We start from the raw sequence: 17,279 nt of genomic DNA, 5'->3' as shown, positions 1-17,279 counted from the left end.
AATAAAATCAAAGAAAAAAAGATAAAAAATAAAAGGGACCCAAAACTGGGTCCCTTTTATTTTTCGTCAATAGCGCTAAAATAGTCGGCTGTGGCAGAGTGGTTTTGATAGGGGTGGATTATGCGGTCGCTATATGAAAACTCGCTTTCGTCGCTTGGGTTGGCCACTTCAACCATCTTTAATAAACTCCTGATGAACGACAGGTTAAAATTACTCCTGTTTAGTTTTATCAGGTATTCGTTTTCGGTGATCTCCAGAATTGAATTGGTCATGATGTTTGTATATTATGTTTATTACAATGATACCCAATATTATTAAGTTTCAGATTGTATTTGCTTTAAGCTTTCATTAACAAATTGTTATGGTAGCTGACCGTTCAATTTTTATACGGTTGAGTTTTGGCGATATAATATATTTATAAAGACTTTTTATCTTTATAAGTAAATGACCAAATCGGAACTTATTGAGTGCATTACCAGCATTGTAGGCAAACCAAAAGTGCTTGAACTAAGCCGGATATTGAAGGCACAGCAATTTGCATTACACGATTTGATTGATATTACCTTTCACCCGGATAAAGCCGTCGCTTTCAGGGCGGTGTGGATATTGGAAAAATGTTTTTTTGACAGATCCCGAAAGCTACCTGCCCGATCTGGAGTATATGATATCGCGTATTAGCGAAGTGAAAAATCCGGGCTGTATGCGGCATTATGCCAAAATAATTATGCACATAACAGATGCCACGGTGCCCGCATCTTTACGATTGAAACTGGAGAAAATTAACCTTGAACCGGTTGTAGAACAACTTTTTGATTGGATGATAAACCCAAAAGTAAAGGTTGCCGTAAAGGTATTTGCAGCTTATGCCCTATATAATCTAAAAGATTCATTCCCCTGGGTTAAGGACGAGCTTAGCGCCCAAATGGAGTTTTTAATGCGCAACGGCAGCGCAGCTATTCAGGCAGGTGGAAAAAAAATATTGAAAGGCTTGTAGATGTTTAAACTACAGATGTGCAGATTTCAAATTTCAGATGTGCAGATGGATGAGCTTCGGAATATGGAAATTTTAAATGTGCAGGTGATCGAATCGAAAGGCTTCATCTGCACATCTGTAATCCGCATATCTGCACATCTAATTACGCCTGCGGTCTATCTTCTCCGTGCAGGTTGTGGCTCACCTGGCCGTGGCGTAGTTTGGCGTGTATGGCAGACGAACTATCATCAGCATATGTACCATAGGCATTTACCAATACGCCTTTAAGGTTATATTTGGGCGATGACACTGCATATACTATCGACATATCATCGGGATTGCTGGCGCCTTCAAAACGGTAAAACTCGTCAATTATAAAATCGTCGGCACCCATATGAATTGCCTGGGATTTATCATCTATTGTGTCGCCTTCCAGGCTGAGGTTGGCTGTATATCCGCGTTTGAAAAGATCATTGGTGGCATCAAGCAGGCTTTCGTAATTTTTCATGATGGTGAGTTTTGTTTAAGTAATAGCGTTTGATAATGCGCGTAGTTGTGTAACCAATAAACTATTGATGTTGTTTTGATTTAATGAATAATAAGCCTCCAATAATTCTATATTAAAACAAAATGTCTCATTACATTTAAGTAACGAGACATTTTGTTTATTTGAGACTATATCCTTTTTAAGAGTTTGTAGTGCGATTTTATTGAGCTTTAGCCAGCCACAGCGAAGCATTTAAATGCAAGGCCGGGTGCGAAGTGTACCCTGATGGCGCATCGCCTGACCAGCCGTTAAATAAGCTGTCGTTAGTATCGCCTGTGCCGTCATCCGCAGGTGAGCTATCACCAATAAATACAACCCTGCCACTGCCGTATGTTGCTAAAAGTGCCATTGCATTGGCAGTACCGCCATTAGTAGCACTGTTACGCCAAAATAAACCCTGTACACTTGAATTATTTGCAGGGTACAAGGTAGCGGTCGAGCCGTTATAGAAAGCCAGTTTTGAAGCCGTGCCAGCCGCACCGTTTAATACTACCTGCGCATTGGTATTGGTACCTGTATAAACGTTGGTTGAAGGGCCTTCGCTGATGTCAACGTAATTGATATTGAAGCCAAAAGGATTGTTGTTATTAATCCCGTTGTTGGTCATCAAATCGTTCCATACACGGGGCGAGTCGTAGCCGTCTCCGTCTCTGTCAGACGGGTTGTAGCCATTGGCATCGGTACCAGCAGTTGTAGCTGCGGTGTGGTCGGCTATCATAAACAAACCGCCGCCGTTGGCAACAAAGTTCATTAAGGCAGTTTTCTCTGCAGCAGTGAATAAACGGTTGGGCTCAACAACCACAAATACATCATAATTGCTCAAATCCTGCGCGTTTGCGGTACCATAGGTAATGGCTGTCCCGCTTGGCAATGATTCTACCAGTTCGCCACGTTTTACCAGTTCGACAGCCCATGACGAAATAGCGCCTTTCCAATATGTTTCGGCAGTGCCCGAAGTAATGCCTGTATATGATGCCGTTGGGATGCGTTGTGCTTTAGTTTCAACGGTGGTGCCACCGGTATAAAGTGGCACGCTTTCGGTGCCATCGGCATCAATCTGCCAATCGGCACTGCCTGCATTTTCAAGATGGCTGGCATCAAACAGGAATTTTTTGCCTGTAAGTACTGTGCCGCCGCCACCGCCGGTGCCGCCATTGTCGTTTATAGTAATGTCATCGATATCTACACGGTTGGTGCCGCCGCTTAGTTTGCGGATTTCGATACGGGCAGTACCGGTTACGCCGGTAATTGTAAAAGTTGATAAGCTTAAGGTTGAAGTACTGGTAATGGTTGATCCCGCCTGAGTCCAGCTGCTGCCACCATTAACTGAGTAAAAAAGCCCCCATGTGCTTGCGCCGTCGGCGCCGTAGGTGCCGCTTTTTACGGTAACGGTGCTAATGCCGGTGGTAACATCAAACAACATGGTGATTTTACCTGTATTGCGGATGCGTGCTGCCCATGAGCCTGCCTTTAAATCGCCGGATAGGTTGCCAATTAAAGCATCATATAAATTCCATGAGTTGCCCGATAGTGTAACGTTATCGCCACTGCTCGATCCTGTGGGCGATACATCATAAGCCGTTTTTGGGCTTGTTGAACCAACCTCGAACCCCTGGGTAAGTGATACCGCTTCGGTTTTCAGCTTTGTTGTGTTTTGGGTTGCTGAGGCATTTTGAGCGGGCAAACTGCCGTTTTTTTGGCAGCCGCTCATAAGCGCACCGGCAGCCATCAAGGCAGCAAAAAGCAGCCTTACATTGGTAAGTTTTAGCATAGTGTGTTTTTTAGGTGATTAATGTATAAGTATGTGTTTATTAACTGTGTGTCAAACTTGGTGATTATTATGTAATTAACTATTGCTAATATATTAACTTATTGTTAAATATGGTTGATTAAGTTGGATTAGGTTGATTGAGTGAGTGGTTGATTAAGTTGGATTAGGTTGATTGAGTGAGTGGTTGATTAAGTTGGATTAGGTTGATTAGCTTGAATTTTGCCAGGAGTATAACTGGCCTGTTTTTAGTTAGCCCGACACGTATTTAAGTAATCATTTACTATATTTACGCATGCTCAACCACGAGATCATAGTCAGCATAAAAAATAAGGCCAGGCATGGTTTGCTGGCGTTTACTTTATTGTTGAGCTTTTTTGCAATCTCGGGTTACATAAGTAATAACCGGTCGGCAACAAGGCCGGTAAATAGCGAGGCCCTGGTCATTAGAGATGCTACAGGCTGGCGAGGCATAAGCTACAAAAGGGCTTCCATGGCTTTTTGTGGCAGAACTGTTGTTCATTTAGTTGCAAAAGAAAACCCTTCCGCCCGGATTTCTGTTTATAATAAAATCATTGTCGGTAGATATGTGCATTTAAAGCATCTTTTTTTAGTGCATAAAAGCATTACCAATTTTCAAGTTATCCCGCTTTTACATCCTGCCGATCAGGAATATCCTGCTATCGCTTAGTGCCTTCCAGTTTATCCATTTAATGGAATAAGTAAAAATTTCTTACCCGCTTAACACGCCTCAGCGTTTGTTGAGCACATTGCTATATGCATGAAAAAGCTAAAAAAGCTGCTCAGGCTTGTTTGCCTTGGCCTGTTTTTATTATTGGCTATAACCGGTATTTCCATTGCCGGTGCAGCCCCGATACTTGCCAAAAACGAAGAACGTTTTAATGATAACGAAACCCTGATTGAAATGGTTGATGAAAAGAAGGAGGACGAGGAAAAGTTGTGAGTATCAAATTAAATGTAATAAAGCAGTAGTGTGATCACCCATTTCTATAAAGGGTTAATCCCGTGGTAAATAAACGCCAGATAAGAAAGGCCGTAGGTGCGGCTAATCCGACCTGTGGCTGGTTATATGGATAGTCACAATTTCGGGAAAATGGACTTAAAGCTGCAGAGCCGTGGGTAGCTTTTATAGGCTGGCCGCGGGCAACTCAATTATAAACTCTGTAAATTCCCCTTCCTGCGTTTGTATGTTAATTTTACCGCCATGCCCTTTTACAACAATATCATAGCTTAGTGATAAGCCCAGGCCGGTACCCTCGCCTGTTGGCTTTGTAGTAAAAAACGGCTGCATAATTTTGTCTTTAACCTGCTCGGGAATGCCTACACCATTATCTTTTACAATAATTATAACAGCGCCATCTTTTTTCATGGTGATTAAGTCAAGCGTTGGCTTGTAATTCGCGTCCGCTTTCTTTTGCTTTTGCTGCAGCGCATAAAATGCATTGTTGATGATGTTAAGCAGCACGCGCCCGATATCCTGCGGGATAATGGTTATTTTAGGCAGATTTTCATCAAAGCTCGTTACCAAGGTGGCGTTAAATGATTTATCCTTGGCGCGCAAACCATGGTAAGCTAAACGAAGGTATTCATCGGCAAGTGCATTGATATCTGTGAGCTGTTTGTCGCCCGAGTTATTACGCGAGTGTTGCAGCATGTTTTTTACAATAGCATCAGCGCGCTTGCCATGATGTAGTATTTTTTGCAGGTTTTGTTCAATATCACCCGCAAGCGCCGCGGCATCGTCTGTATTCCCGGCAGCAAGTTCCTCTCTCATTTCGGCAGATAGCTCAATACTTACCTCACTAAAATTATTTACAAAGTTGAGCGGGTTCTGAATTTCATGGGCTATACCGGCGGTAAGTTCGCCCAGCGAAGCAAGCTTTTCCGACTGGATAAGCTGCTGCTGGGTAGTTTTTAATTCGGTCACGGTATCGGCCAATTGATCGCGCTGGGCTGTTATCTCTTCGCTTTGTTCGCCTAATGCCTGGTTGGCCTGGCTCAATTCGCGGGTTCGTTCATTTATTTTTTCTTCCAGTACCCGGTTCTCTTCTTTTAAATGCTTTTGGCGATAGTTGATATAACTATAACCTGCAAGCACCAACGCTACACTATAAAGCACCCAGGCCCACCAGGTTGACCACCACGGCGGCGTAATAACAATCCCGATACTGGCACCCGTATTATTCCATACGCCATCGCTATTAGCGGCTTTTACATGAAAGGTATAATTGCCGGCGGGCAAATTTGTGTAAGTAACGCTGCGTTGGGTGCCGGCATAAATCCATTGCTTATCATACCCATCCAGCTTGTAGGCGTAGGTGTTTTTAGTTGGATCATCGTACTGCAGGGCCACATAGTTAAACTGTACCCTGGTTTCGTTATATGCCAGCTTAATTGTTTTACGCCCAAAACATACCACCTGGGTTGCCATTTTTTCGTCGGCAAGCGGATCGTTATACGTGATGCTTTCCAGGTGTACCATTGGCGGGTAGGGGCTGTCGTCCAGGTCGTTCGGATTAAAAACCGCGTAGCCATTACGCAGCGTGAAACCAAAACGACCACCCGGCAGCCTGGTTAAAATAGATAAGCCTCTGCTTGCATCGTTATTGGCCAGTACGTTACTGATATCAAAATTTCTGATGCTCCAATTTTTGGGGTCGATGCGCGAAAGGCCTCTTTCTGACAGCATCCAGATACGGCCTTTATCATCTTCATTTATACCCACTTCGGAGTTAAATAACAATCCCGAGCTTTCATCAAAATGCTTTGTCCAGTTACCTTTATCCCTGTCAAATACAAAAAGGCCGGTTAAATAAGTGGCAACCCAAAGCCGCCCGGCCTTATCTTCAAAAATATCATTCACACAATAAATCTTCCGGTTGCCGGAATTAAAGTATGACGTGAATTTTTGCGTTTTACGATCGAACCTGTTTAACCCACCATTATTGGTACCCACCCACAAAATACCTTTGCTATCTTCAAATATCGAGAGCACATGCTCGTCATCAAGCTTACCATCGTTGTTACCCGTTGCGTACGATTGGCTTTTGCGGTACGGGTAATGCTTAAACTTTTTTGTTTTAGGATCAAACGAACTTACGCCACCATCATAGCTGTTACCTAACCATATAAGCCCGGTATGATCCTGGTAAGAGGTTGTTATGTAATTATCTGCAATAGATGTTGTATCGGCGGGATTATGTCCATACGTTTCGTGTTTGCCTGTCTTGGTGTCAAATATCATTAAACCACTGGCTGAGCCGGCATATAACAAGCCATCTTTGCCGGCTTTGGCTATATGATTAAAGCTGCCGCCGGCATCGGGCGAATAAAGCTTGATAAACTGATCTTTTATGTGGTCCCATTTATAGATGCCATGCTCGCCGGTTGCCCAGCTAAATTCATTGGTTGCCGGCGAGATACTCAAATTTTCGGGATATTGGTTTGGCTTGGCGGGGTCATATTTATATACTTTGAATGCGCTGCGGGCATAATTCAACCTGTCGGCCCCTGCTGATCTGAAACCAACCCATAATACATCCGTATGATCAACCAGGCCCGTTATGGCATAATTGGAAGCCAAAGCGCCGGGGTTGGTACTGCTGGCTGCATATCTTTTAAACTGTTTTGTTGTAGTATCAAAATATAACATGCCCACCTGAGACGAAATCCAAAAATTACCGTTCCTGGTTTCGTAAAAAGACACAAGGTTATTTGCACCTTCCGCTTTTGTGTCGTCGCCCGTTACATAACTGCTAAACCTGCCCGTTTTTCTGTCAAGCTTAATTAAGCCCTGCTCGGTAGCAATCCATAGCTGCTGTTGCTTATCTTCTTTAATGGCGTTTATATAGGCATTTGGCAGGCTATCCGGCAGTTTAGACGGTACATATTCTTTCAGGGAGTTATTGCGCATGTCAAAACGCGACAGGCGCAAATCAATGTTATGCCCATGAAAGGTATTCATCCACAAAATTCCGGGTTGCGATGGGGCCTCGTATATGGGGTTGGCGCCGCGTTGCTTCGCGGTATCTGTTTGCGTCATGTAGCCTTTTAAAGGCTTATTGGGGCCACTGTACTTGTAAAAACCATTGGTTGTGGCAAACCAAGCATCTCCCGAGGCGGTTTTCAGGATTTGTGAAACATAGTAGGCATTTAAATAATGTATTCCCTTTTCCTTATCGCCAAAAAACTCAAATTTGTTTTTTTTAACAGCATATTTAACCACCATCGACCGGCCATCGTACGTGAAAGCGTTGCCCCAGATGTTATCATGATCATCGGCTACGGCAATTATCAGGTTAAAAATGTGTTTATCAGCCGGTAAAATAAACTGTTCAAAAGTATCCGAATACCTGTTATACCGGAATAAGCCATTGTTAACAGCCGTTGCCCAGATGGTATTATTTTTATCGATAACTATACTTTCGATATTGGTTACCGGGTCTTTATTCAACTTGGCCGATCCGAGGTAGTAAATTTTGGACCGGTAACCATCATAACGTACCAGCCCGTTTTGTGTACCAATCCAAATATAGCCCAGGTTATCTTCCAATATCACCCTGGCTTGTCCTTCGGGCAACCCTTTTTTTACATCAAAATGGTCGAAATAAATGTCGGGCTTTTGGGCATAAAGTCTTGTAGCCGCATGGAGCGTAAAAAAAATCAGGATAAATTTCAGGTAGCTGTTTTTCATGCAATCAAAAAATCGTTCTTTTAAAGGCCCGGTTGCTGTAGTATGCTGCTATAAAAATAATGAAGTTTTAATTGCCGGCCGGTTTATTATGGCACAAATTATAATTAAAATTCTATATTAACATTAAATTCGCTCAAACAATTTATGCGTATAAAAATATTTTTCGTGGGGCTACTGCTTCATTTGTGTATTTTGGCAAGTGCCCAGCAACCACACCGGTTTAAAGGAAGCTTAACTTATACCCTGGGGCCGGACACCACAGCAACAGGCAATTTTGAACTAAACGGAAACGAATTTGCACTGACGATAGTTTCCATGAGCCCAAACGTGAATGTAACTAAAGTAAAAGGTACATTTTTATCCGATGGCCAGCTCTTGCACCTGGATGGCCTTAATTATGAGCCTGCAAAGGGCCAGGATTCATTGATTTACGCTTACACGTTAAATTACACCAGGGATACTACTTTTATTGAAACAAAAAATTCAACCAGGAGCGGTGTACGTAAATATCCTGTGAAAATTATGGAAGCCAATGCCTTCGGCGGCGATGTGCTTGTTTTTATGCCCGCTTTGCTGGCCCATTTTGCACCAAAAAGGGTAGGCGACAGTGTTTTGAGCAGTCATATTGCGTTTAATAGTGCCAGGAAGTTCATGATCAAGAAAACGGGCAACCAAAAGCTACAGTTGGGCAGTGCCGTAATGGGTATGTTTACTATACTTCTGGATAAAAATGGCAGTATACAAGCAGTAAACGGCATTGGCACATCATTTAATATAAAAGGTAAGGTGGGCGCGTATTTAAATATCGATTCTGTAATTGCTGCAAACGTTAACCATCAGCGGCTGCACCCGCGGTTGGCTATTATCAACAAGCCCGATTCGGTAAAAGCAACGATAAATGGGGGCGACATTAAAATCGAATATTCCCGTCCGTCGGTAAGGGGCAGGGTAATTTTTGGCGAAGTTGTGCCATGGAACCGCATTTGGCGAACCGGGGCTGATGCCGCCACAAAAATTTATTTAAGCAAGCCGCTTTATTTCAATGGAAAGGAGCTTCCGGCAGGTGCTTACTCCATATTTACCATACCAACTCCAACCGGTTTTACGTTGGTATTTAACAAGCAAGCCAACATATGGGGAACTGAGCATAACGCGGATTATGATTTTTTAAAGATCCCGATGCAAACGCAAACCTTAAATCAGTCTGTCGAGCTGATGACATCTGAAATAGTTGCTACAGGTAGCAACGGCGGGGCCATAAGCTTTAGCTGGGATAAGTTGAAGGCTTCGGCAGATTTTACTACACAGCCATAATGTGCTCTAAAAAAAATCTTTAGCTTAATTAGTGTGCCGCTGGCTGGTTTGTTAGGCTTCTTAAACAATATCGCTTGTTTTACTCAAATTTAAACCGTATTTCTTTTTTATCCCTTTAAAACTCCGAACAGATACGCCGACAAAAACCTACCACAAGGTTTACAGCACCTTGATAAAACCCTTTTCCTATCCTACAAAAAGGTGTTTTTAACCCTGTTGTGAAAAATGGCAACACGCTACTTTGCGGCAACTTAAAAACTTTAGATTATGACAATGCCAACAATTAAATTATTGCCGGATCCACCGGCCCCCAACGGAATTAATGACTTTCCGCTTCCGCCGCCTGCGAAGGTAATTATGAAAATACCTGTGCCCGATCAAACCACAATTATAAAGGAAGTCCAGATGCCGGGCGTTAAGATTGTTATAGAAAAGCGGCTTACCAAGCAGCAATTGGAATTCAAGCAACAATGGGTACGTGTAAACAGTTGCACTATTACGCCTGATACGCCTTTCTCACAGGAAGAGTCGGTAAGCATTGGTGTGGCGTTAAGTGTTGGCGCCCGCGAGGAATTTTCGGCTTCGCTTGGTTTAAAAGTGGCTTCGTTTATAGATATAGGTGCAAAACTGACCCTGGAGCTTTCGGCAGAAGTGACACTTGCCGAGGTGGTTACTAAAAAGAAGACCTTCAATGCCAAAACACGTGATCCACGGGCATCTTATATGTGGTGGCAGCTCAAAAGTACCTACACGGTTACAGGACATCACGAGGAGGTTATAAAGATGAATGGAGAAGTTAGGGGGGGTGCAAGCGTCGACTTTACCAATCCGCTGGTATGCGATGAGGATGTTAGTATTAGTACTCAATTTCCTGCTTCGGTAAGAACAGAATTTACGGTTTCCGAGATTTAACATGCCCCCTTTACGGTTAAATATCGTAGGGCTGAGATGGTATACTAAAAAAGCCTTTGATTGAAAGATTAAAGGCTTTGCTCGTTTTAAAACTTATGTCATAAATCAGACACTTAATAGCTATTGCTCACTTGCTTAAAATCAAATTACTTCCGACCTTTGAATTAAATGTTGTAACATTTAATTCAAAGTAAAACAATGGAAATTGGAATAGATAGTTTCGCCTCGGCGATGTACGGCAGTAATGAGTTGAGCAGTGTTGACGCGATGGAGCAATTGCTTGATCGTATTGCATTTGCCGATGAGGTGGGGCTGGATGTTTTTGGCATTGGCGAACATCATAAAAAGGAGTTCCTGGATTCGGCCACAGCGGTGATCCTGGCCGCCGCCGCCACACGCACCAAGCGTATTAAACTTACAAGTGCGGTTACCGTATTAAGTGCTGCCGACCCGGTACGCGTGTACCAGAGTTTTGCCACGCTGGATCTGATTTCTAAAGGTCGTGCCGAAATGGTGGTTGGTCGCGGCTCATCTGTTGAAGCCTATCCTTTATTTGGTTTTAGCCTGAATGACTATGACGCGTTATTTAAGGAGAAGCTGGATTTACTGCTTAAAGTCAGAGATAATGAATTTGTGACCTGGTCGGGCAGGTTTCGCGCGCCAATAGCCGATTTGCCGGTTTATCCAAGGGCCTTACAGCAAAAGCTGCCGGTATGGTTAGGCGTGGGCGGTACGCCCGAATCGTTCGCACGGGCAGGTACCCTGGGGCTGCCATTGATGGTTGCCGTTATTGGCGGCGAAACGCACCGGTTTAGGCCCCTGGTTGATCATTACCGCGAGGCCGGCCGCAGGGCAGGGTTCAGCCCTGAACAATTGAAAGTGGGCCTTCATTCGCCGGGTTATGTGGCCGCCACCAATGAACAAGCCATTGCCGATTATTACCCCGGCTATGTGGAACTTTGGACTAAACTGGGTAAAGAGCGCGGATGGCCGCCTGTAACCAAAGCACAATTTGACAGCGTATCGGCATCAAAAGGAGTATTGGTGTTAGGCGACCCGGAAACGGTGGCCGAAAAACTGCTGCGCCATAGTGAAGCATTAGGCGGGGTAGATAGGTTTACCTTCCAGATGGATAATGCCGGGTTAACGCATGCGCAGTTAATGAGTTCTATTGAATTGATTGGCAAAAAGGTTATCCCGCTGGTTAATGGCAATTAGCGCAATTGCGACGCAACCCGGCATCGCCAATAATTATGATTATCCCTGAATAGTCCTGTTACTGCCATCAATGGTGCATTGTTGTTTATCTGTCGGGTGTGTTTCTTTGTAATATTTAATTAGCAATTTGATATGCGGATAATTACACTTGAGGAACATATTTCTTTACCGGAAATGGCCGATAAAATCCCCAAACAAGCATTGGGTGGTTTTGGTAAATCGGAAGTTATGCAACGGTTGGCCCCAAAATTAGCCGATATAACCGGCGAACGTTTAAAATCCATGGATGCCAATGGCATTACCATGCAGGTGCTCTCGGTTGATAGTTCGGGCGCTAATTTGTTAAGCCCTACAGAGGGCCCAGCTTTTGCAAAGCAATATAATGATTTGATTGCCGCGAGGATTGCCGGTTTCGGGAACAGGTTTACTGCTTTCGCCCATCTACCTACGACAGCTCCAGCCGCTGCGGCCGATGAATTAGAACGTGCAGTAAAAGAATATCATTTTCGCGGCGCCATGATCAGGGGGCTTACACAAGAAAAATTTTTAGATCAGCCGGAATTTGCACCGATATTTGAACGAGCCGAAAGGCTGGACGTTCCAATTTATCTTCACCCTGGCCTGCCGCCAAAAGGTGTAGCCGATATATACTATAGTGGCTTACCAAATTATTCGGGCATAGCTGAAGCTTTAGCTTGTTACGGATGGGGATGGCACTCGGAAACGGCACTACATGTTTTACGGTTGCTTTTTGCGGGGATTTTTGATAAGTACCCTAAGCTAAAATTAATTATTGGCCATATGGGCGAAATGCTGCCAATGATAATGGCAAGGGCAGAGCGGGCATTTAAACCCGGGTCAGGGGGCGCCAATCAACGAACGCTAACCGATACTTTTCGTGACCAGGTTTATATTACAACAAGTGGTTTTTTTTCGCAGCCGCCATTAAAAATTGCTTTAGATACTTTTGGCATTGATAATATCATGTTTTCTGTAGATTACCCCTTCAGTACCAACGAACAGGGGACTGAATTTTTAAATGCAATTGAACTTCCTGATGAGCAGAAAGCAAAGATAGCTCACGGGAATGCAGACAAGCTACTGAACTTGAAGATATAACGGTATTTTTGTTTGATGAAAAGCATACCGGTAGATCAGTTGCAAAAGAAAACGGGCGCAGGCCTGCAGATCAAACTTTTTGGGCCCGAGGATACGCAGCAAAACAACACGGAAATAGCTCACCGCGACGATCATTATATTTTTTTTCTGCTTACCAATGGTTCCGGAGCATTGGTGGTTGATTTGCAGGAAATTGTTGTAACGGCCCGGCAGCTTTACTATATATTACCCTCGCAGGTTCATTACCGGATAAAAACCGATGGCGCTGAAGGGTGGTTCCTCGCAGTAGACACTTCAATAATTCCGCCGGATTTGAGGGCCGTTTTTGAGAACGTTTTAAATGTACAGTTCCCGCTTACCTTAACGGATTACGAATTAAAGCAATATTCAAAATTGTTGAGCTTGCTACATGAAGAGTTTATTGCGCGGCAGCATGATTTGTATTACCGGCCTGTTATCCACACCCTGGCCCAATCGTTTTTGGCTATGGCGGCCAGTACCTATCATGTTGTAGACGTTACGGGGAGTAAACATACCCGGTCTGTAGAGCTGGTGCGTCAATTTAAGATTTTACTTAGCGCACAAAGTCATACAATAAAAAGCCCCTCAGCCTATGCGTCCAGGCTTAATGTTTCGCCGGGTTATTTAAATGAAGCAGTAAAAAAAGTTACCGGTTCAACAGTGAGCGATTTAATTCGGCAGGAAATATTCAGCGAAGCAAAGCGCCTGTTATTTTACAGCGACGCCGGTGTAAAGCAAATAGCCCATGAATTGGGTTATTCGGATTATGCCTATTTTATTCGTTTTTTTCGCAAGGCAGCTGGGGTATCCCCATTGAAATTCAGGATGCTCAACCGCAGGCCTTTAGTGCCGCATCCGCTGTTTCAATTATAGTTGCGTAAAGCCAGTAGTCCTGATAATGGCGACTCATACAAACTATAAACGGCAGTAATTATGCGCCGCCATTATTGTTATAATGGATTTTATTTTACGACAATTTGGTTTGAGAACATCGATATAATCTCGGTACTGCCGCGGTGGGCGGTTACTTCGAGGGTAGTTGTGCCGCTTCCTTTTGCGGTAAACGTCCAGATGTCTTTGCCAAAATCGCCAATCAAGCCAGCATGTACACCTACATTTTGCTGATGGCTCACCAATGTTAATACCGCGGTATTGTATTTAGGGTCATTAAACTGGTAGCCACCATCGCCGGGATTGCCTAAGGTTAAAGAAATGGTTTGGCCCATACTAACCGAGGTTGTGCTGCCCGAATCAGTTGAGGTTAGTTGCTTAGCGGCGCTGTCGCCGGTGTTTTTATCTTTATGGCAACTCATTATGGCCAGGCAAGCTATGATACATATACACTTGTAAATTAACTTCATGATAAGTTTAGTTTATTGATTAATAAATATAAAGGTAATTATTAAATAACTACTAATTATTATATAACGTAGCTTGCGCGCCAAACGCTACAGTTATGCATAAAATTATTGCAAGCCTGCTATCGATAACGTACAATTTCGGGATCCGGCGACCGCAAGGCATGATAACCTAGCCAAATTGGTGTTCGTATAACACATTAGTTGAAAGAAACTGTTAAATATACTTTACGTAAGAGCAACCTGCTAACTTAGCCAGACTGAAACTGAATAAGGTATCACCTGGAAGAATCATATCATATGAAAACAACGCATTCAATTTTTGTATTATTTATTTTAAGCATTATGCTCACTGTAGGTTTAAATTCGGCAGCTGCGCAGCAGGGCGAAAGAAAGGTAAGGATTGCCAGGATTGAAATTTATCCCGCCTACCTGGATGAATACAAATTGGCGCTTGCCGAGCATGCAAAAAACGCGGTAAGGGTTGAGCCCGGAGTGCTTGCTTTACAGGCTGTTTATGATAAGGCGAATCCCACTAAGGTTACCGTTTTTGAAATATACGCGAATGAAGAGGCTTACCAGGCCCATTTAAAAACGCCACATTTTTTGAAATATAAAAACGGGACATTGAAAATGGTAAAATCGCTGGAACTGATTGAGGTAGCACCCATTGCAATAGAGATAAGGCCCGCCTTAATTGAAAATAAAGATTAGTAATAGTGGGCAAAACCTGGTAATCAAATAAAAAGCAACAGATACTGCTGCTACCCGGTGGGCGCCTTGCCAAACATTTTCTTAAAAGAATGCGAGAAGTGGGAGAGGCTTTCAAAACCAAGGTCGAGATAAATGGCAGATGGCCTTTTGTTTTTTGTTTCTATGAGATGACGGGCTTCCGTCAGCCTTTTTTCCTGTAGCCAATGACGGGGCGCCATTCCAAATGTTTTTTGTAAATCGCGTTTTAACCCCGCGAGGCTTCGCCCGGTGAGTTGCGCAAATTTTTCGACAGGAAGGTTAAAATGAAAATTGCTGAGCATGAATTTTTGCAGGTCGATCTTATAAGGTTCTGAGAAGTCGAACAGAAAGTTCCTAAGCTCGGGCATAATATGCAGCAGCAGCTTTACACCCTCATTTACTTTTAAAATGCCCAACTCAGTAGTCAACTTTTCTGCCGGGTTCCGTACATAGGGTATTACAGATTGAAAATATCCTTGCAGAAAATCGTTTGCTGGGATAAGGATGTTGGAAGGGCCGGTGTATTTATGCTGTATGTCTATCTGTTCCTCCATGGCTATCTTTCGCAGTAATTCTTCCTGAAGCGAAATCACTATCGTTTCATAATCTTCATCGGGCAGCGGGGTTTTGGTGATTTGGCCCAGCTGATTTTTGCCTATCAGCAACATTTCGCCACGCTTCATCGAGATTTTTTGGCCGGCGGTTTCCAAAGTAAATTGCCCGGAAACCTGCAACACCAGGGTGTTGTGCGACAGAAATCCCACCCGATGCTTTTGCCTGGTAGAGAGGTAGGAATAAAAGAGAACGCCTGGTATTATTTCGGTTGGATTTGTCATTATATAAAGATATAAAACGGGCGGGGCTTATGGCAAACCTTATTAAGCAAAAAAATAATATCGAACACTGAATGTCGAACGTCCAACACCGAAGTGTTTTCTTCGTTATTCGATATTGGACATTCAGTGTTCGATATTTCAATAGTTCCTTTATGAGCAGCCCATGTTATCGTTGCAGGTATGTACCGCCAAGTATAGCGCCCGGCGAAAACTGGGTATTAAGGGCATCCATTTCTGCCGGAGTAAATTCAATCTCCATGGCTTGCATGTTCTCTGGCAGGCGGGTTCTGCGGCTCATGCTTACCAACGGCATAATGTGATTGCCTTGTACATTCACCCAGGCTATAGCCAATTGGGTGGGGGTGGCCCCTTTTTCCCTGGCCATTGTTTTCAATACCTCCACCTTCTCCAGGTTTTTTACCAGGTTATCTCCCTGGAAACGCGAGAAGTGATTGTGGTAATCATTGGCGGCAAGTGGTGCCTTCATTTCGCCGGTAAACAAGCCTTCGGCGGTGTTGGCAAAGGCTACTATGCCAATGCCCAGTTCTTTGGCTGCGGGCAGCAGGTCGGTTTCTATCTGGCGGTCGGCTAATGAATAACCTATTTCCAGCGCCGTTACCGGGTGTACACTGTTGGCTTTGCGCAACTGATCTGCAGTTATTTCCGAAACGCCAAGGTAGCGCACCTTGCCTTCTTTAATCATGTCGGCAACGGTGCCTATCACATCTTCTACCGGAACGCTGTTGTCAAGCCTGCAAGGCTGATAAAGGTCGATGGTATCGATACCTAAACGCACTAACGAATAGTTGATGAAGTTTTTGATAGCTGCAGGGCGCAGATCTAACCCTATCCATTGGCCGTTATAGAAAATAGCGCCAAATTTAACACTGATAAACGCGTCGTCCCTTCGACCTTTTATTGCTTTGCCTACTAACAGCTCGTTATGGCCGCTGCCGTAAAAATCGCCGGTGTTCAGGAAATTAATCCCGTTATCTAATGCCGCTTGAATGGTTGCAATACTTTCGCTTTCGTCATTAACCGGTCCGCCCCAAACTGACGACATGCGCATGCAGCCTAAGCCGAGTTTAGAAACAAGCGGCCCATTGTTGCCGAGGTTTATTTTTGTTATGTTTTTCATAGCTGATATTTTATCTTTTAACAATACAAATATCTGCTTAATATCCTAAGGCCTATGTCTTTTACGGCTCAATTTACTTGCCTGTATGGCTCAAGGACAGGAGGTGTCTATATTAGTGATTTAGCCAGAATATAGCGCCCCGGGCTAGTTGGCGGTTCAGTAATTATAAAAGCCGTTAGTAAACACCGTTATAAAAACTCTTTTTAAACCTTACCTGCATAATAGCATGCATCAGCAGTTGAATGCCGATATAAAAAAAGCCAAACATCCACCAGCGACCCATTTGCACTGTTTTAGCCGAAAATAAATCAGCAATTAAATTCGCTGCAAAAAATAGGGGCACAGCGCATACAAACCAGTAAACAATTCTTATTACATACAACGATGTCATGTTTTTGGGTAAGGAGAATTTTACGCGGTTAATAAATAATAACTCCAGCCAATGCCCGCCAAAAACAATGAGAAAGACTACCGCCCAAATCATTTCAAACAGCACAAGTTTACTTTTTCCGCCGGATGGGAATACGTGCAACCAATTCAAAATGACAGCAATTATAGTTGCAGTAATAATGGTGCGAATGACTGTGTGAATAAATGACTCTGTATTTTTTTCGGGATTTTTCATCTGT

The 17,279-nt window shown here is 43.5% G+C and carries 18 protein-coding genes; 10 read left to right on the top strand and 8 right to left on the bottom strand.

Going from position 1 to position 17,279, the window contains the following annotated elements:
- Nucleotides 1-56: 56 nt before the first annotated feature.
- On the bottom strand, nucleotides 57-272 hold the full coding sequence (locus AC1DU2_RS22330; protein WP_090649923.1) for a hypothetical protein: 216 nt from the start codon (nucleotides 270-272) through the stop codon (nucleotides 57-59).
- A gap of 172 nt (nucleotides 273-444) precedes the next feature.
- On the opposite strand from AC1DU2_RS22330, the gene AC1DU2_RS22325 reads away from it, so the two are divergent.
- Both AC1DU2_RS22325 and AC1DU2_RS22320 read left to right on the top strand, forming a co-directional pair.
- Nucleotides 445-678 (top strand): hypothetical protein, encoded by a 234-nt coding sequence (locus AC1DU2_RS22325; protein WP_477386983.1) that lies wholly within the window; start codon nucleotides 445-447, stop codon nucleotides 676-678.
- The gene (locus AC1DU2_RS22320) at nucleotides 623-994 is read left to right on the top strand and encodes a hypothetical protein (RefSeq protein ID WP_477386981.1); all 372 of its coding nucleotides are present in this window, start codon (nucleotides 623-625) and stop codon (nucleotides 992-994) included. The genes AC1DU2_RS22325 and AC1DU2_RS22320 overlap by 56 nt, the downstream gene beginning before the upstream one ends.
- A 142-nt stretch (nucleotides 995-1,136) precedes the next feature.
- On the opposite strand, the gene AC1DU2_RS22315 is transcribed toward AC1DU2_RS22320, so the two are convergent.
- Nucleotides 1,137-1,481, bottom strand: a complete 345-nt coding sequence (locus AC1DU2_RS22315; protein ID WP_477386979.1) for a phosphoribosylpyrophosphate synthetase — start codon at nucleotides 1,479-1,481, stop codon at nucleotides 1,137-1,139.
- Between the two features lie 199 nt (nucleotides 1,482-1,680).
- A complete protein-coding gene (locus AC1DU2_RS22310; RefSeq protein WP_477386977.1) occupies nucleotides 1,681-3,291 on the bottom strand; it encodes a hypothetical protein in 1,611 nt (536 codons plus the stop codon).
- Nucleotides 3,292-3,583: 292 nt separating this feature from the next.
- Between AC1DU2_RS22310 and AC1DU2_RS22305 the strand changes: the two genes are divergently transcribed.
- Entirely contained in the window at nucleotides 3,584-3,979 is a 396-nt protein-coding gene (locus tag AC1DU2_RS22305; RefSeq protein ID WP_477386975.1) for a hypothetical protein, read from the top strand.
- A 90-nt stretch (nucleotides 3,980-4,069) separates the two neighbouring features.
- Nucleotides 4,070-4,252 (top strand): hypothetical protein, encoded by a 183-nt coding sequence (locus tag AC1DU2_RS22300; RefSeq protein WP_477386973.1) that lies wholly within the window; start codon nucleotides 4,070-4,072, stop codon nucleotides 4,250-4,252.
- Between the two features lie 183 nt (nucleotides 4,253-4,435).
- Here AC1DU2_RS22300 and AC1DU2_RS22295 read toward each other — a convergent pair whose 3' ends face one another.
- Nucleotides 4,436-8,002 carry a two-component regulator propeller domain-containing protein gene (locus tag AC1DU2_RS22295; RefSeq protein WP_477386971.1) on the bottom strand — a complete coding sequence of 1,189 codons (3,567 nt, stop codon included), beginning with the start codon at nucleotides 8,000-8,002 and terminating at the stop codon, nucleotides 4,436-4,438.
- Nucleotides 8,003-8,146: 144 nt separating this feature from the next.
- Here AC1DU2_RS22295 and AC1DU2_RS22290 point away from each other — a divergent pair, with 144 nt between their 5' ends.
- The 5 genes from AC1DU2_RS22290 (at nucleotide 8,147) to AC1DU2_RS22270 (ending at nucleotide 13,459) form a co-directional block, all read left to right on the top strand.
- Nucleotides 8,147-9,316, top strand: coding sequence for a DUF2911 domain-containing protein (locus tag AC1DU2_RS22290; protein ID WP_477386969.1), 1,170 nt, complete (start codon nucleotides 8,147-8,149; stop codon nucleotides 9,314-9,316).
- A 267-nt stretch (nucleotides 9,317-9,583) separates the two neighbouring features.
- Nucleotides 9,584-10,228, top strand: coding sequence for a hypothetical protein (locus AC1DU2_RS22285; RefSeq protein ID WP_477366314.1), 645 nt, complete (start codon nucleotides 9,584-9,586; stop codon nucleotides 10,226-10,228).
- Nucleotides 10,229-10,426: 198 nt separating this feature from the next.
- The gene (locus AC1DU2_RS22280) at nucleotides 10,427-11,446 is read left to right on the top strand and encodes an LLM class flavin-dependent oxidoreductase (protein WP_477386967.1); all 1,020 of its coding nucleotides are present in this window, start codon (nucleotides 10,427-10,429) and stop codon (nucleotides 11,444-11,446) included.
- 132 nt (nucleotides 11,447-11,578) lie between these two features.
- Nucleotides 11,579-12,565, top strand: a complete 987-nt coding sequence (locus AC1DU2_RS22275) for an amidohydrolase family protein (RefSeq protein ID WP_477386965.1) — start codon at nucleotides 11,579-11,581, stop codon at nucleotides 12,563-12,565.
- Between the two features lie 15 nt (nucleotides 12,566-12,580).
- The gene (locus AC1DU2_RS22270) at nucleotides 12,581-13,459 is read left to right on the top strand and encodes a helix-turn-helix domain-containing protein (protein WP_477386963.1); all 879 of its coding nucleotides are present in this window, start codon (nucleotides 12,581-12,583) and stop codon (nucleotides 13,457-13,459) included.
- 89 nt (nucleotides 13,460-13,548) lie between these two features.
- Here AC1DU2_RS22270 and AC1DU2_RS22265 read toward each other — a convergent pair whose 3' ends face one another.
- On the bottom strand, nucleotides 13,549-13,947 hold the full coding sequence (locus AC1DU2_RS22265; protein ID WP_477366327.1) for a protease inhibitor I42 family protein: 399 nt from the start codon (nucleotides 13,945-13,947) through the stop codon (nucleotides 13,549-13,551).
- Between the two features lie 297 nt (nucleotides 13,948-14,244).
- Between AC1DU2_RS22265 and AC1DU2_RS22260 the strand changes: the two genes are divergently transcribed.
- On the top strand, nucleotides 14,245-14,658 hold the full coding sequence (locus AC1DU2_RS22260; RefSeq protein ID WP_477366330.1) for a putative quinol monooxygenase: 414 nt from the start codon (nucleotides 14,245-14,247) through the stop codon (nucleotides 14,656-14,658).
- 50 nt (nucleotides 14,659-14,708) lie between these two features.
- Here AC1DU2_RS22260 and AC1DU2_RS22255 read toward each other — a convergent pair whose 3' ends face one another.
- From AC1DU2_RS22255 to AC1DU2_RS22245, 3 genes are all read right to left on the bottom strand, one after another.
- Nucleotides 14,709-15,512 carry a helix-turn-helix domain-containing protein gene (locus AC1DU2_RS22255; RefSeq protein ID WP_477386961.1) on the bottom strand — a complete coding sequence of 268 codons (804 nt, stop codon included), beginning with the start codon at nucleotides 15,510-15,512 and terminating at the stop codon, nucleotides 14,709-14,711.
- Between the two features lie 166 nt (nucleotides 15,513-15,678).
- Nucleotides 15,679-16,650, bottom strand: coding sequence for an aldo/keto reductase (locus tag AC1DU2_RS22250; protein ID WP_477386959.1), 972 nt, complete (start codon nucleotides 16,648-16,650; stop codon nucleotides 15,679-15,681).
- A gap of 175 nt (nucleotides 16,651-16,825) precedes the next feature.
- Nucleotides 16,826-17,275, bottom strand: coding sequence for a hypothetical protein (locus tag AC1DU2_RS22245; protein ID WP_477386958.1), 450 nt, complete (start codon nucleotides 17,273-17,275; stop codon nucleotides 16,826-16,828).
- Between the last annotated feature and the right edge of the window lie 4 nt (nucleotides 17,276-17,279).

The organism is Mucilaginibacter sp. P4_C11, from assembly GCF_056402115.1.
This window is presented reverse-complemented; position numbering and strand designations above follow the sequence as displayed.

Coding starts and splice junctions, on each gene's coding strand:
- AC1DU2_RS22330 (WP_090649923.1), bottom strand. CDS start 272: ATGACCAATTCAATTCTGGAGATCACCGAAAACGAATACCTGATAAAA.
- AC1DU2_RS22325 (WP_477386983.1), top strand. CDS start 445: ATGACCAAATCGGAACTTATTGAGTGCATTACCAGCATTGTAGGCAAA.
- AC1DU2_RS22315 (WP_477386979.1), bottom strand. CDS start 1,481: ATGAAAAATTACGAAAGCCTGCTTGATGCCACCAATGATCTTTTCAAA.
- AC1DU2_RS22310 (WP_477386977.1), bottom strand. CDS start 3,291: ATGCTAAAACTTACCAATGTAAGGCTGCTTTTTGCTGCCTTGATGGCT.
- AC1DU2_RS22305 (WP_477386975.1), top strand. CDS start 3,584: ATGCTCAACCACGAGATCATAGTCAGCATAAAAAATAAGGCCAGGCAT.
- AC1DU2_RS22300 (WP_477386973.1), top strand. CDS start 4,070: ATGAAAAAGCTAAAAAAGCTGCTCAGGCTTGTTTGCCTTGGCCTGTTT.
- AC1DU2_RS22295 (WP_477386971.1), bottom strand. CDS start 8,002: ATGAAAAACAGCTACCTGAAATTTATCCTGATTTTTTTTACGCTCCAT.
- AC1DU2_RS22290 (WP_477386969.1), top strand. CDS start 8,147: ATGCGTATAAAAATATTTTTCGTGGGGCTACTGCTTCATTTGTGTATT.
- AC1DU2_RS22285 (WP_477366314.1), top strand. CDS start 9,584: ATGACAATGCCAACAATTAAATTATTGCCGGATCCACCGGCCCCCAAC.
- AC1DU2_RS22280 (WP_477386967.1), top strand. CDS start 10,427: ATGGAAATTGGAATAGATAGTTTCGCCTCGGCGATGTACGGCAGTAAT.
- AC1DU2_RS22275 (WP_477386965.1), top strand. CDS start 11,579: ATGCGGATAATTACACTTGAGGAACATATTTCTTTACCGGAAATGGCC.
- AC1DU2_RS22270 (WP_477386963.1), top strand. CDS start 12,581: ATGAAAAGCATACCGGTAGATCAGTTGCAAAAGAAAACGGGCGCAGGC.
- AC1DU2_RS22265 (WP_477366327.1), bottom strand. CDS start 13,947: ATGAAGTTAATTTACAAGTGTATATGTATCATAGCTTGCCTGGCCATA.
- AC1DU2_RS22260 (WP_477366330.1), top strand. CDS start 14,245: ATGAAAACAACGCATTCAATTTTTGTATTATTTATTTTAAGCATTATG.
- AC1DU2_RS22255 (WP_477386961.1), bottom strand. CDS start 15,512: ATGACAAATCCAACCGAAATAATACCAGGCGTTCTCTTTTATTCCTAC.
- AC1DU2_RS22250 (WP_477386959.1), bottom strand. CDS start 16,650: ATGAAAAACATAACAAAAATAAACCTCGGCAACAATGGGCCGCTTGTT.
- AC1DU2_RS22245 (WP_477386958.1), bottom strand. CDS start 17,275: ATGAAAAATCCCGAAAAAAATACAGAGTCATTTATTCACACAGTCATT.